A 15,947-nucleotide genomic window follows, 5' to 3' on the forward strand; every position below is an offset into this window, starting at 1 on the left:
GCCTTACACATTCCGGTTGTCGTTTAGCGTCAGACTCTGCTTCAGTGCGCTCCAGCGCGCCTCGTCCTCTTCCGTAAAGGCTTTTAAGGCCGAGAGGGTAAAAATCATCAGTACCGGTTTGCCCGGCGTCTGCACGGCCAGCTGTTTTTGCCACAGGCGCTGGCCGTTACGGTCAAAGGTGGTCTCAACTTCCAGTCCGCTAATGTTTCCGTCTGGCCCGGCTTTTACGTGCTGAAATTCGCTCTGGGCGATCTCACCCATCTGAGAACGCAGCACATCCCACTGGCGGTGAAACTCTTGTTCGTAATTGCTGCCATCCGGGATGACGCCGCGACTGACCACTACAGATAACCCGCTTTCGTCATCGCGAATAATGTTCATGCTGTTATCCTGCCAGGCAGCAGGGAAAAGGGAAAACGAACCTTCCTGGAGGGTGTATTTCATAAGTGAACTCGGGATGATATTAGAAAAATAAGATTAAAAGCGCTAAAGTTTATACAGCCAATATTAATTACTGCTTAGCGACTCAGAGGGACAAGATCATTACAACGTTAGCACTTTCTTTTTTTTCCGCAAAAACTTTAGGGGCAGCGATATTATTGGCCGTTTGATAATTATCTTCTTTCACAGCCCGTAAAGTTGCCTCGCAACTTAATGTTCGTAGCGTGACATAACTACCCTGCTCAGGCATTCCTGATTCAAAACTGGAAAGCCAAATGCCCATGCCAGCCCGCGTTCATCGGTAGGAGTGCGATATCCAACTGATTGTCCCGGCGTGTTTCCGCGAGGGATATTAGACAATTTCAGATCTGGAAAATGAGATTTGACTTGTTCAAGAGTAATACATGGATGATTAATTACGAAAGAAATCAAAGATACGCTGTTATCGCCATTTCCCCATAAACGAACATCCACATCGCTGATCCGTGTGCCATCAGTTAACGTAAAGGGAGCTGAAGTATAACGGTCTTCTTTCTCCTGTGTATTATTAATCAGCGGTTGGTTAAACAGTTTACTGACATCCTCAACTTGTTTACCCCACACTGATTTCATTTCTTTGATCATTTGCCACAACGAATCTTGATTCATTTTATTATGCCCTGCATAGGTAAATGCTGAAAATAGTGGAAGAACAATGAGGAATGTAGCTTTAATCATCCTACTTTCCATAGAATCCTCCATAGTAATCATTATAATTTAAATTAGTCCCTGAGGCTATTTCGCCTTTACCATACACTTTTCCTATTGCTTTGGCTGCATCAATGCGAGATAACTCACCGCTCACCATTTTATCATATGCAGAATTATATGCTTTTAGGTTTTCGGCACTTCCCGCTATATCAATATCAATACCGCCGTTTGCAAGGATCTCGCGTTGTATTTTAATGTTATTCAGCGTTGCTCCACCTTCATCCATAAGCTGGCTGTTGATGAAGTTTTCCTTACTCGAAGCATCTACCGCAACAGGATAAGTTGCATGCCCTGCCTCATGTGCCAGAGTTTGCACAGTTGTGGCTGTATCCTCCATGTGTTCAGGGTCCATGACAATCAATTTGTTATTAGTATCAGCGTAACTCCCTCCTCCTGCGGCTCCCGGCTGGATAGCCCACCCTTTATCTTTTAGATCTTTTAATTGTGTCTGAAGCGTTGGTGACTTATTGATTTCCTTAACTACATCTTCACTGAAGGGCATCACATCAGAGTTGTAGGAATTATTTTGATAAACGTAACTCCCTTTTAATGGTGGAGCTGCTGCAAATTTTGTTGTTGGTTTTGGTCTGGATGCTGCTGGCGCTGAAACTGCGGGAGCCGGATTCTTAGCACTTTTATTTGGAGAAAACTTCTCCTGCACCGCCGCATCAATATCCCCTTTATGCCCCGATCCCGGTGCCGTTGTGCCCGGCTTGGTTCCCGAGGTATTCAGATGCAGCTTACCACCCGTGGTGATATACCCATCTCCCTCAACGAAAAAGTTAAACTCTTTGCCAATCAGGTTAATCTTGCCGTTAGCGTTAAGCTCAATAGCACTCTCACCCGAGACCAGCCGCAGCTTCGTCCCGGAAGCAATGACATACTGCTCTACCGCTGCATCCAGCTTGCCTTTTCCCGTCAGGATCTCGGTTCCGCCTTTCACGGCCTGGATCTGGTTCGCTTCAACACGATGCAGCTCATTTTTCTTCACGTAATGGCTGCGCTCGCCGCCAACGCTGTGCGTTTCATCATTCTTGACGCTGGTGTCCATGTTGCGCTCGGCCTGGATCCACACCTGCTCTGCTCCCGCCTTGTCCTCAAAGCGCAGGGCGTTGGCGTTGTCCACTGAACCGTCTTTCGTACGGCTCATAAAGCCCATCTGCGTCGCCGCAGCCGGCAGCGCCCACGGCGGCATGCTCGCCTCGTTATACACGCGCCCGGTGATAATCGGTCGGTCCGGGTCACCGTTGATAAAGTCCACCACCACCTCATCGCCGACGCGCGGGATTTGCACCCCGCCGTAGCCCTGGCCCGCCCATGCGCTGGAGACACGCACCCAGCAGGAACTGGTGTCGTCACCCTTCGCCAGCCTGTCCCAGTGGAACTTCACCTTCACGCGGCCATATTTGTCCGTCCAGATACTCTCCCCCTGCGGCCCCACGACTTTCGCCGTCTGCGGGCCGTAGGTCCGCGGCCACGCCGTGCTCTGCGCCGGACGGTACGACACCGCCGCCGGGATAACGGTGAAATCGGTGCGGTGAATGGTTTCCCCCTCGCCGCTCGCGTAGCGGTTCTCCTCGAAGTGATACCCGGCCGCCGTCACCAGATACTCACCGTTATCGCTGAAGAATGGCGCGTTGGTCAGGGTAAAGATGTGGCCCGGCGCAATGCCCGCCGCCGTGGCCGTCGCCTGAATCTGCTGATGCTCCACCTGCCAGCGCTCCTGACGAATGCGGGCGTAGAACTCCGCATGGCCTGTCTCCACAAAGCGGCCCGGCCAGTCGTACACGTCGATGCTGCCCGGTTTCGGTGACGCCGGGTTCTGCTGCGCCTGGAACAGCCACGCGTTCGGCTTGCGGAAGTCGTAGTCGTCGAGGCTGTAAATCCCCGGCGTCACGCTGTCCTCCAGCGCCCACTGGCTGATGCCCTCTTCATCCGTACTGCCGCCGGACGGCGTCTGATGGTAAGGAATGACCTCATAGCCGCTGAACGGCTGATGCTGCGTCGCGGCGTCGGTCAGTACCAGGGTGTGCTTGTCCGCCTCGTGGCTGAAGTGATACGCAATCCCCTCCAGCTCCATCAGGCGGCTGATGAAGTCCAGGCTCGATTCCTGATACTGCACGCAGTAGTCCCACACCCGGTAGCTGCCGGTGAGTTTGTCTTCGAGGTTAACCTGATGCTCACCCAGCAGGGTTTTCACAATCTGCGGTACCGTCTGGCCCTGGAAAATCCGCAGGTTACGGTCGCGCTTCATCGGCCACAGGTCCGGCTCCACCGTCAGCTGGTAGACCGCATAGCGGGTGCCCGTCAGCTCCACGGCACTCACCGCCACGCGCGTCACCTTGCCGTTGATATAGCGGGGGGTAAGCAGGTTCTGGGTGGGGATGGTCACCGTGACCGGCTGACCGAGCAGCCTGCTGCGGTCAATGCGCGCATCCGTGCCGAGCAGGGTCAGCGTCAGCGCGAACGACTCCGACATCGCCTCGCGGCCGGAGAGTTTCCAGAAAAGCAGCCCCTCAACCGGGAGCTGAACGGTAATTCGGTTGAGCATAATCTTTATTCCGTAATGGTTTATGCTGAGAGTATTTTTAACGCAAGGTTTTTTTAAACGTGAATGTTCTGGTTGTTGGCCGTCTTACTCTTTAACCGGGGGCCATTCCCCTTCATATTTATAAATCCACAGGGAATAGATTTTCAGAAACTCTGACAAAAAGAACAAAAAGCCATTTAGCCAGACATTCATCACGCCCGTGAAACTTAACACCAGGGGAAAAAGGGAAACTGAGTAGCGAAATCCAACCAGACGCAGTATTTCCTGGTAGAGCGCCAGTCTTCTCGCGTATAAATTCCGGGCGAAGAAGCACCATGCTGAGGCAATAAAAGAGAGCAACAACAAGAAATCGAGAATAAAGAAAAGAATAACCAGAGCGCTATACCCACCAGCAGACAGCGTGTTCACAACCGTACTGAAGGCGTGTATATCGGAAATAAAAGGGATTCTGTCATGTCGCACGGACTGGGCACAATAGAGCACAATGGCCAGGGCATCCATGCATCCCCAGAAAACGAAAACCTTATCTCTGGCGTTCATGACAGTTGAGCAATCACTTAACCGGCGCGGGTGGCCATTCGCCCCCCTTCTGGATGAGCTTCTCTTTTATTTCGTTTAATTTCTCGTATTGCTCACTGCCTCGGTCAAGTCCATTCAGCGCGTCCGCGAGCGCATTGCTCATCGACCAGCCATTTTTGGCCTTAATTGACGGATCCGCTCCCCGATCGAGCAGCAACAAGACATGATCGTAAGCCTGGTTATCCAGCGCATCAAACACCAGCGTTTTACCCAGTGAGTTGATTGAGTTGACGTCAGCACCGCGATCGAGCATGGCTTCCAGCGTCTCTGTATTTTTCGCTTTAAGCGACTGGAAGACGATCGGTTCGTGGAAAACCTTATCTTTCACGTTGGGTGAGAGGCCACCGTCCAACATCGCGTCGATCCAGTCCGCACTGTCTCCCTTTAGGGCAAATTCAGCAGGACTGCTTTTTCCCTGCGGTCGAGGCTGGAGCGGATCTGCGCCATCCTTAACTAGCAACGTAATCACCTTTAAATGGCTCGACGTTTTTTTATCATTAATTGCGTTGCCAAGGGCCCAGAAAAGCAGGGTCATATCCTGCTTTCCTGGTTGATTAAGGTCGCTGTCTAGCGCAAGCGTCTTCACCGCATCGACGTCGCCTTCCTCAATCGCTTTCGCCAGTTCAAGCTGCTGGCCGCTGAAGTAGTCCTGTGGATTAAGGTCCATATCCTGCTTACACCCCTGAATCATGAATAAAAAACATAACGCGACAAAAGCCATCAACCCTTTTTTCACAATCGACTCCCGATTATCGAAATATCCTCATCCTTCTGTTGCTCTATGCAATCAATCGCTTGATTAATTCCGTGGCGGTCCAGCGCGCTTCCGGTTCCACCGGGAAGATCATGGGGTATTCCGGCAGCATTAGGGCTCAGCGCAGAGATTTCCTCTTTGAGGATCCACGAAGGGACATGCCCTTTCATCGTTTTCAGATCTTCCCAGGGGTTAACTTCCTGAATCTTCGTCAGCAGTTCACCTTCAACCCGATACGCCTGGATATTATCCGTACTGCCTAATATCTTACCGCCGTATTTTTCTACGGTTCCGGCATTGAGGCCGGCGGCGTTAAACGTCCACCCCGCTTTCCCGCTGCCCATAGAGGTTGCAGAGGCGAGACCACCGCCAAGGGAATGACCGGCAATATCAATATTCTGCCCTGACCTTGCCAGCTCCTTACCGATACTCACGGCCTTTTTATAATAATCTGAAGCCATACCCATGCCCTGTGAGAAGTTATTCGACCAGTCAGCCCCGTTTACCACCGGCGCCAGTTCCCCTTTGGTCAGTAGAGAGGAGACATTCTCAGACAGAGAGGCGAAACCAGGCTCGCGCGATCCCCTGAATACCAGCGTGGGGTTCATATCTGCACCAAACACTTCCGGCTTCGGTTGATAGACGCGCGCCAGAAAATTGGGGGACGTATCATCGTCAAAGAGCATGGATTTGTTCAGCCCGAACTTTCCTAACAGCGCATCGTCATTACTGATATCTGTCCAACCCTCCGGCACGTCCGGTGTGGTTTCGAGCGGGTTCACGGTCTTATAAATATTTTCCGCAAGCTTCGCTTTTTCCACCGCGATATTATTCGCTGCCAGACGTTTTGCGGCGATCTGGGCATCCGGATAAAGGCTATTGCTCCCCTTCGCAATCAGATCCTTACGCGCCTGCCAGCGTTCTGCTTTGGTCATCTTCTGAAGCTGCCCGGCATAGGTTTTACCGTCCTTGCCGGGAGTAGGTTCATCCGGCACCTGTGCCGTTTTAGATTTCACTACCTGTTTTGGCAGTACCGTTGGCGCAGGGCGAGATCCGTACGTTCTCACCATGGTTTCGTAGCGGTCAACAATCGTACTCACCGGATACCAGCCCAGGCCGACCAGCGAGGCAGCCTGGAGTTGCCCTTTGGCGTTGATATAAAAAATTTCCGTTACTGATGACCAGTCACGAAAACTTTCGTCAATGGCAACCACTCTGCCCATCTCTAAATCCTGCGCGATCAGCGTGCGGGTATCGCGCCCGGACTGATAAGGATTCGCACCGGTGATCGTGCGCAGCAGATCGTAGCGCGTGAAGAGCGAGCGCAGCGAATGGTCGGGAACCGACATAATCCACTGTCCGGCAACGGACGGGCGGATTATTTTCGCAAACAGCGCTGGCGAGACGTTCTCGTGGAACAGATAGACAAACTTGATGTTATACATTCGCTCCGTCCTGTTACCCGCAGGCTTACGGATTCACCAGCCAGGTGCCTGGCTTCGCAATATCCAGCGTCTGGGTACGCGTTCTTCCATTGCCTTCCAGTTCAATGCGGGTCTCGCCCGCAGGCAGTTTCAGCGATGCGTAACCGTTATTCCCCGGACGCAGCGCTTTCGGCTCGCCGTTCACCTTCAGCGTCTCGCCATCAAGCATGCGGATATAGACCAGCGCGACCGGGCTGGCGTCGACTGGCGGCGCACTCTGCTGTGCCGTAGCAGGTGGCGCTACCGGCTCGCTCACGTCGGCCGTTGCCGGTCTGGTTTCCGCTGCGGCGGAGGTTTCAGCCGGAGGGCTCACGGCAGGGGTTTGCGCCGTCTGCGCTGGCGTTTCCTGGCTGCCGCCGCCGAACAGCATCGCCCCGGCAACCACCCCAACCAGCACGCCCGCGGCCACCAGCCCCGGAAGCTTGTAACGTCGCCAGTCCAGCGCGGAAGCAGATGTCTCCTCTTCCACCGGCACCAGCATTGTGCCGGTCTTCTTCGCGGTCAGCACCTCGTCGATACCGGCGACGGGCATCTCGATCAGCGCCGCAAACTCCTCGATGGATTGCGGACGGTCTTCCATATGCAGCGCCAGCGCCTTGTCGATGGCCTGAAGCAGCGGAATGGAATACCCCTGCGGCATCAGTTCCACCAGTGGTTTGCAGGTGTCCTGAATCGAACGCACCACGCTGACCGGCGGCGGAGAGCCAACGATAAGGGTGCGCAATACGGCGCCGAGCGCGTAGATATCCGTCCACGGCCCCTGCTCGCTTTCATTGTCGTCGGTATACTGCTCGATAGGCGCGAACCCCGGACGCAGCATGGTTTCCGTCTCATCCGAGAGATTACCGATGGTGCGGCGCGCCGATCCGAAATCGAGCAGCACCGGCAGGCCGTTATCCTGAATCTGAATGTTATCCAGCGAGATGTCGCGGTGCAGGTAGCCCTCATCGTGGATCGTTTTGATGGCGCCGAAGAGCATTGGCAGCATGCGGCGGATCCACGCCTCGTTAATCAGCTCCGGTTTCTCTTCGCGCAGACGCGACAGCGTGGTGCCGCTGTAAAACAGCGTCCCCATATAGGCCGTGTCGTTTTGCACCCAGAAGCGCAGCACGTGCAGCAGGTTCGGGTGGTTAAAGCGCGCCAGCAGGCGGGCTTCCTGAATGAAGCTGTTCAGACCGGCAGAAAACGCTTTGCCGAAGCGCTCGCTGCGCAGCACCAGCGTCATATCCTCGCCGCGCACGGCGAGGGAGGAAGGCATAAACTCTTTGATAGCGATAGTGCGTTCGAGCTGGTGATCCCAGGCGCGATAGACGATGCCGAATCCGCCGCCGCCAATCACCTCTTTTATCTCAAACTCATTGAAACGGTACCCGACCGGGAGCGCGTTTGGGACAGTCCGATTGTTATCATTATCCGTCATCTTTTACAGTTCTCTTGATGATTATTACGCGGCAAACTGACAGTGGAACTCGCCCTGCTCGCAGGTGACATGCAGACGTCGGTATTGCTCGTCGCTGCGGCTGGCGGTAAGTAAAATCTGGCTCATCTGAGGCAGCAACGTATTGGTCAGAATCGCATCCACCATACGCCCGCCCGACTCAACCTCGGTACAGCGCTGAACAATCTGTTCGACCACGCTGTCGTCAAATTCAGAAATAATATTGTGATTCTCTTCCAGACGACGCTGAATGCGCCTGAGCTGAAGACGCACAATCTGCCCCAGCATCTCGTCGCTCAGAGGGTAATACGGCACCACCAGCAGGCGGCCCAGCAGCGCAGGTGGGAACACCTCCAGTAGCGGCTGGCGCAGGGCGCCACTTAACGCATCAGGATCCGGCATCAGTTCCGGGTCGGCGCACATGGCTGCGATCAGCTCGGTACCGACATTAGAGGTCAGAATAATAATAGTGTTACGGAAATCAATGTGACGCCCTTCACCGTCCTCCATCCAGCCCTTGTCGAAGACCTGGAAGAAGATCTCGTGCACGTCCGGGTGCGCTTTTTCAATTTCATCCAGCAGCACCACGCTGTAGGGACGGCGGCGCACGGCCTCGGTTAAGACGCCGCCTTCACCATAGCCCACATAGCCCGGAGGCGCACCTTTTAACGTCGAAACGGTGTGCGCTTCCTGGAATTCACTCATGTTGATGGTAATGACGTTCTGCTCGCCGCCGTAAAGCGACTCCGCCAGCGCCAGCGCGGTTTCGGTTTTGCCCACGCCGGACGGCCCGCAGAGCATAAATACGCCGACCGGTTTGTTCGGATCGTCAAGCTTCGCCCGCGAGGTTTTTACCCGACGGGCAATCAGATCCAGACCGTGACGCTGACCAATAACCCGCTGGTTCAGCGTATCAGCCAGGTTCAGCACCGCGTCGATCTCATTTTTCACCATCCGGCCCAGCGGGATCCCGGTCCAGTCTGAGACCACCGCAGCCACCACGTTTTCATCGACCGCCGCAAACAGCAGCGGTTCGTCACCCTGTAAGGTCTTCAGCGCCTGCTGCTGTTCTGTCAGCTGGCCGCGCAGTTCAGCCGTATCCTCATCACTCGCCGCAAACAGTGCGGCACGCAGACGGATAATTTCCTGCACCCGCGTGCGCTCTTCTTCCCAGCGACGAGCCAGGGCCTCGCGTTGGGTTTCGAACGCGTCACGTTCGGCGCTTAATGTCGCCACGCGCGCCGGATCGCCCGCCCCCACGCGCGCTTCACGTTCGGCAATCTCCAGCTCCACGTCCAGGGCCGCCAGATGACGCAGGCAGTCTTCCAGCTGGGCAGGCGGCGCGCTCTGGCTGACGGCCACGCGCGCGCAGGCGGTATCCAGCAGCGCCACCGCTTTATCCGGCAGCTGACGCGCAGGAATATAGCGATGCGACAGTTTCACCGCCGCGCTGACCGCTTCGTCGAGGAGTAAAACCTGATGATGAGTTTCCAGCGGCGACACGGTGCTGCGCAGCATCAATACAGCTTTCGCTTCATCCGGCTCGTGAACCTGTACGGTCTGGAAACGGCGGGTCAGCGCCGGATCTTTCTCAATGTATTTTTTGTATTCCGCCCAGGTGGTCGCGCCGATGGTGCGCAGTTGCCCACGCGCCAGGGCAGGCTTGAGCAGGTTAGCGGCATCGCCGGTACCCTGCTGGCCGCCAGCGCCAATCAGGGTGTGGATCTCATCGATAAACAGAATAATCGGCGTGGCGCTGGACTGCACCTCGTTAATCAGCGCCTGGAGGCGCGCCTCAAATTCCCCTTTCATGCCCGCTCCGGCCTGAAGCATGCCGATATCCAGCAGCCACAGCTGAACGTTTTGCAGCGGCTCAGGCACGTCGCCGTCAGCGATACGCAGCGCCAGCCCTTCCACCACTGCCGTTTTCCCGACGCCAGCTTCCCCGGTCAGCAGGGGGTTGTTCTGGCGACGACGCATCAGAATATCGACCATCTGGCGGATCTCTTCATCGCGCCCCACCACCGGGTCAATTTTCCCATCCCGGGCGCGCGCCGTCAGATCCTGACCATACTGCGCCAGCGTGCCCTGCGCAGCCGGTACTGCCCCGGCAGCTGCGTCCGCAGCGGCGGCGGCCTGCTGGCTCTCTTTGCTGCTGGCGCAAATAGCGTCGAACTGTTCGATCAGCACCTCGACGTTAAGACGGGTGAACTGCGCCGAAATACTTTTCAGCACGTTAGCCAGATTCCACGTTTTCAGTATGCCGATCAACAAATGGCCGCCGCGGATGCGGCTGACGCCAAACTTCAGCGAGCCGTAGACCCAGGCGCGCTCGACGGCGCTGTCGATATGCTCGGAAAGGTCAGAGACGGAACTCGCGCCACGCGGCAGGGCATCCAGCGCCGCCACGATATCGCGCGTCAGCTGCTGTTCATCAAGGGCGAAGTGACGGATGACCTGTTGCAGATCGCCATCCTGCTGCTGCATCAGCTGATGCAGCCAGTGCACCAGCTCAACGTACGGGTTGCCGCGCAGCTTACAGAAGGCAGTCGCGCTTTCCAGAGAGGTAAATAACAGCGTATCCAGTTTGCCGAAAAGCACGGCACGGCTAATTTCTGACATGTTAGTTTCCATTAACAATGATTCGGTATACGGAAGGATTATCGCTCTGCGCGATACACCAGATCGCCACGCGGAACAGGCTGAGGCTGAAGGCCCAGCCAGGTGTTGTACCCTAATCGCCCGGCGCTGCCGAGCGTGGTGCCCTGCACCGCATCGGCGCGCAGGATCACCCGTGTTTCCCATTCAAATTCCACCCCGGCGTACTGTCGCACCCAGTCGCGCAGCTCGGTGACCCACCCTTCACCCGGCAGAAAACGGTTGTATTCGTCTGCGCTCAACGGGCCAATCTCAAGACGAAATTTATGCTGCACGTCGCGTACCGCAATGCCGAGAAAAGCGGACTCCCCCATGCGCGGCAGGCGACGCCCCTCACCCAGCTGTGCCTGCTCCCGCGTTGAGAGCGGCATCCACTGCGGTACATTGGCCACCAACCTGACCGGAATGTTGAAATAGTTGCGCAGGATCTTCTCCAGCCCTTCCGGGTCCCGCCCATGGCGGGTCAGGTGACCGGCGTGAGTAAAGCGGGCATGCGGGCTCAGGCTGCCTTTCGACATCTGGCCGGGCTGACCCATGCCAATCAGCGATGCAAGATACCCTTCGAAGCGCCTGTTGTCGTCGCGATCCAGTGAAACGGCAGGCTGCGCGTCCGCCCAGGCGCGGTAAAACAGCAGCGTCAGGCGGTGGTGAAAGAGGTCGGCAAACGCGCTGAGGCTGTGATCCTGATGATGATGAATACGCTCGCGGGCATACTCGGTCATGTGCACCGGCAGTGGGCCGTTAGGACCAAACAGGCCGAAGCTCAGAATGGAAACCTCATGCAGTCCGTTCTCTTCCCGCTGCCGGACCTCGGCAACCGTTGACGGCGCAAACCCCATTGAAGGCTGCTGACCAATACGCAGCGGCTCAAATTTAGGCAGCGGCGCGCGCCCCAGCGGGTAACGTTCTCCGCCCTGGGCATCAATACGTCTTAACAGCTGAAACAGATCGTAGCGCCACGGCGTCTCGCGCACTCCGCGCCAGAACGCATCGGGCAGCGGCGTCAGGCGATGCACGCGCAGCGTTGCAGGGGCAACTTCACTCATACCAGCGCCCTTTTACCCATGCGCGGCGCCCAGTAGCCAATTTCGCCGCGCTGCTGGCTCTTGAGCGTGAACTCCGTAAAGCTGTTGATGGAGACCAGGCGGGCAAAAAGGCGTTCCAGCACGCTGCCGAAAAGCCACGGGCTGGCACCGGAAAAGGCGCGTTCGTCCACCGTCAGGGTGATGCCGATCCCGCGGGCGAACACCACCGGGCCGGGTTCCGGCACGCGGCGGTGCACCGGCTCCAGCACGCAGTGACGAACGCCATCCACCTGACGGGCAACCGGCGTCTCGGCGAGGTTAGCGTACAGCCCTAACAGCTGACGCAGCGCGGCAGCGCCCTCTTCGTTTTCGCTGTCCATCAGGCTGAGGTAGTTCATTTGCAGCTGGCTGATGAGCCGCCAGGTACTGAACCCTTCCGCCAGCGCCGGACGCGGCGGCGTCGGGCCTTTACGCAGGGTTAACGCCTTCACCGGCATGGAGTCGGCCATAATAAACTGCCCAAGCTCCTGCTGGAGCATCAGCGGCAGGTCGCGGCTGGTACACAGCACCTCGGCGGAAATGTAGCGCAAATTCTCCTGCCACGGCGCGTGCTGCGCATCCACCAGCGAGACGAAGACCTCCGAGCCGATATAGCCCGTGCGGGTGCCGTAGCGCAGCGCGTGTTCAGAGAGGACGCGCTGTTCACGGCGCAGGGAAAAATAGGCGCCGTAGTTGCCCGCGTCTCCGCTCCAGGTACTCCAGAACGGACGAAACGTCTGGTCGTCCCGCTGACCATCCGCGCTGGCATAGATTTTTTTCACAGCATAAATTTCATAATCCAGCGGGCGGATGTTATCCACCACCAGATGGTATTCATGCTGGCTTTCGCTCAGCTTCTGCCGGGCCGCCACTTTCGGGAACAGGTTGATCACCGGGGTACAGTGCAGCGCCATGTGGCTGGCATCCACCACGCGCTCCAGCTGATCGTCGCTCTTGTCGAGCAGAACGAAGATATCAAACGCTTTTTCGTCTTCGCAGCGCTGGATCAGCTTGCCCAGCCCGCTCAGGCTGATGAAGCGAAAACGCGCCGGGAACGCAAAGTACTCCTGCAACAGGCGATAGCCGTCGAAGTTACGCAGATCGTCCGGGAGCAGCGCCTGATCCGCATCAAAGCCTTCCTGACGCAGGGCGTCAGACGACAGCAGCTGGCGCTGGGGCTGCTTGCTGACCGTCTGGCAGACAATACCCGCGTGGTGCTCCATCACCAGCTCCAGCAGCTTCAGCGCCTCGATGTCCGGGCCGCTTAAGAAGAACTCCAGGCGGTCAAAATCCAGATGCCCAAGATGCTGCGGGCCATCGCAGGCAATGCGGATCCGTAAGGCGCTGCTGATCCCCCGCTGACTCAGGCCGAGCTGGGCCAGCGGCAGATCGGCGGGAACGCCGCCCAGCTCGATCCGCTCAATTTTTAACGGCAGCAGGTTGACCTCGTGCGCCGTGGTATAGCTGCACGTAACGCCGGTTTTTTTCAGCGCCAGGCTGTCCATCATGGTGCCGCGCGGCACAATAAAGCCTTTGCTCAGGTCGCCGCGGCTGCTGTCGGGCTGAATCTCAGCGATCGCCATCGACGGCGTAGGCGCCAGGTAATTTGGCGCAATCATCTCAAGCATACGCTGTGAAAAGCGTGGAAATTCGGCGTCCATTTTCATCTGCACGCGGGAGGTCAGGAAGGCGAAACCTTCCATCAGGCGCTCTATGTACGGATCCGCCACTTCGATGCCGCGCATGCCGAGCCGCCCCGCCACTTTTGGGTAGCGTTCGGCGAACTCCGCGCCCATCTCGCGCAGATAGGCCAGTTCACGGTTGTAATATTCGAGCAGTTTGCTTTCCATAATTACCCCGCATCCTTCAGTTCAAAATGGCCGTTCTCAAGATCGACGTCGGTGCGAAAGAGAAACTCCAGCGGATACGGTACGCACCACAGGCGGCCTTTGATTTCGATAGACAGCACGTTGTGCAGATCTAATGAGGAGGTATCGGACACGCAGCGAACCTGAAGCCCCTGCGGCAGGATCCGCGGTTCAAAGTTAATAATCGCTTCGGTGAGCTTGCGCTGAATGTCGTGCCATTCGATATCGGACATTCTTTTCCCCGCCAGCGGCGCGACGCCAAAGTTAACGACAGAACGGCTCACCTGCGTCAGACCACTCAGATCGCTGGAGGCATCGTGGTTAATGGTGTTAAACAACCACTGTAAATCCCGCAGGACGTTACGACGCAGCGCGGCGTGGGTAATCAGATTACTGTTGGCGGACTCGCGTTTTTTTTCCGGATCGTTATCCGTCAGGCGATCCAGCAGTGACGGCTGCATTTTGTCGCGCGCCCCCACTTTCTCCTGCCTGCTGCGGGCCTGCCAGCCGCTGCGCAGCAGATCGCCTTCGCCAGCGGGATTACTCATCCGCGCCATCCGCGGCGAACGTCACCAGGCTCAGGGTGAGCAGCGGGCTTTCGCTTTGCTCGCTCAGCCAGGCTTTCTGCCCCATGCCTTCATACAGGGTGCCGTCATCGTCGAGTGGAAGCCACTCGGTGGTGCGCCCCAGCTTAACGCTGTCTGGCGCTCCGTCAGCAAACGGATAACGCGCCGGGATCTGACACACCTGCTCGGTGCCGTCCGTGAGGCGGACCAACGCATGACGCCACACCAGATCGGTCACGCTGGCCGGAGCCTGAAAACGGATCGTGTCGATGGCGCAGAACGGCACCCAGAAATAGCGGCCGTTGACCAGGGTTTCACACACCGGCCCCAGACGGGCATCGCCGTCCATCAGCCATTCAAAGGTGTGGCTCTCTTCATTCTCCAGCGTGACCTGCCCGCGGCTTGCCGGGGCCTGTTCGAGTGCCGCCAGGCGCAGCGTTTGCGCATGCCCTGCGCTTTCGGTAAGCGCCTGGGCTAACGTGGTCAGCCACGGCCACTGCGCCTCGGGCATTGCCGGTCGTACCTCTCCCGCGAACACGCGCGCCCGCTGCTGTTCACCCTGAATGGCCTGCTCCAGCAGCGTCACGGTTGGTTTTGCCTGCGGCTTCAGCGCCAGCCAGCTTTTCAGCTGGGTCAGGGCGCGCGCCCAGTTGCCGCTGAGGATCAGAAACTGCACAAACGCAGCGCGCAGATCGGCATCCGCCGGACGAGCTTTGATTTCGGCTTCCAGGCGAAGCAGCGCGTCGCTAATCGACTCACCCGCCAGACGTTGATAAAGCGTATTCATAGCCCCTCCTTAATTCGCCGCGCGCCAGGCGCCCACAGCCGGATCGCGTAGCTGCGGACGCAGCGTGTCAATCAGAACAACGTTCAGCTCCGCGCCCGGTGTAATCCATGCGCTCCAGATCTTCTTCACCTCTGCGATACGCGCCTGGAGTCTGGCGTCGTCGCTGGCGATCTCACGGGTGATTTCCACCGCCACCGTGCCGTTGCTCTTCCAGCCGTTCAGGGTGCTGTCGTACGGCAGGATCATCCAGCTCTGATCGCTGTTCGGGGTGCTGAAGACCATGCGCTCTTTGTTGACGGAGGTGATCAGCGCCTTTTCAGGATCGACCGCGTTGTTCAGTCCCATCACCGGGAAGCCGTGAATGTAGGTGACCGGAATCGCTTTCTGCGTCCCGTTACGATTCTGCGTCACCACGGTGTGGCCGCTGAGCCAGCTGCCGTTGCCGCAGCGAGTGGTGTCGGAATCGGGAATAAACAGCGCTGGCGCGGAGGAACCGCCCTCCCAGAAGGTGCGCAGGTGGCAACCGTCCTGAAGGGTGAACTCCTGCCATGGCGTACGATCTGCCGCCACGGTGTGCGTCTCCGGATTCTGGTCAGGCGGTAGCAGCGCGCCTGAGGTGGTGGTCGTTGCCGCCGCCGTTTCCTGCTGTTTCACCACCAGCGCCCAGTCCTGCGCTTTAGCCGCTGTGCCCCGGGCAAGCGCCGTGCCTTCCGGATCGTTAAGCGTCCAGTTCAGGGTATTCAGTTTGCTACACTGATGCTCCAGCAGCGAGCCAAGGCGCGGTACGAAGTTTTCCAGCACCGAAACCTCTTTCTTGCCGTTCGCCACGATACGCAGCGCCACGTCCGCCTTACACCAGCTTTGCGGCGTATTATCTTTAATGTTGTCGATCCAGATATCCAGCTTCTGCGCAGGAGACTGCACGATGCGGAAGTTTTCAGCCTGTGCGGTGGTCGCCACCGTCAGAAGAGCCAAACCCGATAGCCAAAGTTTCATATCAATCCTTG

Annotated in this window: 13 protein-coding genes; all 13 read right to left on the reverse strand. The window is 57.3% G+C overall.

The genetic code is table 11. The features are described 5' to 3' along the window. Window positions 1-3 precede the first annotated feature (3 nt). The 13 genes from HWQ15_RS21290 to HWQ15_RS21350 all read right to left on the reverse strand — a co-directional run bounded on the left by HWQ15_RS21290 (window position 4) and on the right by HWQ15_RS21350 (window position 15,936). Window positions 4-444, reverse strand: coding sequence for a DcrB-related protein (locus tag HWQ15_RS21290; RefSeq protein ID WP_038416219.1), 441 nt, complete (start codon window positions 442-444; stop codon window positions 4-6). A gap of 207 nt (window positions 445-651) precedes the next feature. Beyond that, window positions 652-1,158 (reverse strand): hypothetical protein, encoded by a 507-nt coding sequence (locus HWQ15_RS21295; protein ID WP_223861994.1) that lies wholly within the window; start codon window positions 1,156-1,158, stop codon window positions 652-654. 1 nt (window position 1,159) lies between these two features. Beyond that, window positions 1,160-3,742, reverse strand: a complete 2,583-nt coding sequence (locus tag HWQ15_RS21300; RefSeq protein ID WP_063849903.1) for a type VI secretion system Vgr family protein — start codon at window positions 3,740-3,742, stop codon at window positions 1,160-1,162. Between the two features lie 84 nt (window positions 3,743-3,826). Further along, entirely contained in the window at window positions 3,827-4,243 is a 417-nt protein-coding gene (locus HWQ15_RS21305) for a hypothetical protein (protein ID WP_022648397.1), read from the reverse strand. Between the two features lie 52 nt (window positions 4,244-4,295). Further along, a complete protein-coding gene (locus tag HWQ15_RS21310; RefSeq protein WP_074143595.1) occupies window positions 4,296-5,057 on the reverse strand; it encodes an ankyrin repeat domain-containing protein in 762 nt (253 codons plus the stop codon). Continuing rightward, window positions 5,054-6,520 carry a hypothetical protein gene (locus HWQ15_RS21315; RefSeq protein WP_023300317.1) on the reverse strand — a complete coding sequence of 489 codons (1,467 nt, stop codon included), beginning with the start codon at window positions 6,518-6,520 and terminating at the stop codon, window positions 5,054-5,056. Before HWQ15_RS21315 ends, HWQ15_RS21310 begins: the two co-directional genes overlap by 4 nt. A 25-nt stretch (window positions 6,521-6,545) precedes the next feature. Next, on the reverse strand, window positions 6,546-7,979 hold the full coding sequence (locus HWQ15_RS21320) for a serine/threonine-protein kinase (protein WP_023300318.1): 1,434 nt from the start codon (window positions 7,977-7,979) through the stop codon (window positions 6,546-6,548). Between the two features lie 24 nt (window positions 7,980-8,003). Beyond that, the gene (tssH, locus tag HWQ15_RS21325) at window positions 8,004-10,619 is read right to left on the reverse strand and encodes a type VI secretion system ATPase TssH (RefSeq protein ID WP_063138102.1); all 2,616 of its coding nucleotides are present in this window, start codon (window positions 10,617-10,619) and stop codon (window positions 8,004-8,006) included. A 38-nt stretch (window positions 10,620-10,657) separates the two neighbouring features. Further along, a complete protein-coding gene (gene tssG / locus HWQ15_RS21330) occupies window positions 10,658-11,701 on the reverse strand; it encodes a type VI secretion system baseplate subunit TssG (protein ID WP_022648402.1) in 1,044 nt (347 codons plus the stop codon). Beyond that, entirely contained in the window at window positions 11,698-13,569 is a 1,872-nt protein-coding gene (gene tssF / locus HWQ15_RS21335; RefSeq protein WP_063148593.1) for a type VI secretion system baseplate subunit TssF, read from the reverse strand. The genes tssG and tssF overlap by 4 nt, the downstream gene beginning before the upstream one ends. Window positions 13,570-13,571: 2 nt before the next feature. Further along, the gene (gene tssE, locus HWQ15_RS21340; RefSeq protein ID WP_015570336.1) at window positions 13,572-14,135 is read right to left on the reverse strand and encodes a type VI secretion system baseplate subunit TssE; all 564 of its coding nucleotides are present in this window, start codon (window positions 14,133-14,135) and stop codon (window positions 13,572-13,574) included. Beyond that, a complete protein-coding gene (locus HWQ15_RS21345) occupies window positions 14,128-14,940 on the reverse strand; it encodes a type VI secretion system accessory protein TagJ (protein WP_022648404.1) in 813 nt (270 codons plus the stop codon). Before HWQ15_RS21345 ends, tssE begins: the two co-directional genes overlap by 8 nt. 9 nt (window positions 14,941-14,949) lie before the next feature. Further along, window positions 14,950-15,936, reverse strand: a complete 987-nt coding sequence (locus HWQ15_RS21350; protein ID WP_022648405.1) for a hypothetical protein — start codon at window positions 15,934-15,936, stop codon at window positions 14,950-14,952. Window positions 15,937-15,947 lie beyond the last annotated feature (11 nt).

The organism is Enterobacter sp. DSM 30060, assembly GCF_013375955.1.
Taxonomy (GTDB): domain Bacteria; phylum Pseudomonadota; class Gammaproteobacteria; order Enterobacterales; family Enterobacteriaceae; genus Enterobacter; species Enterobacter intestinihominis.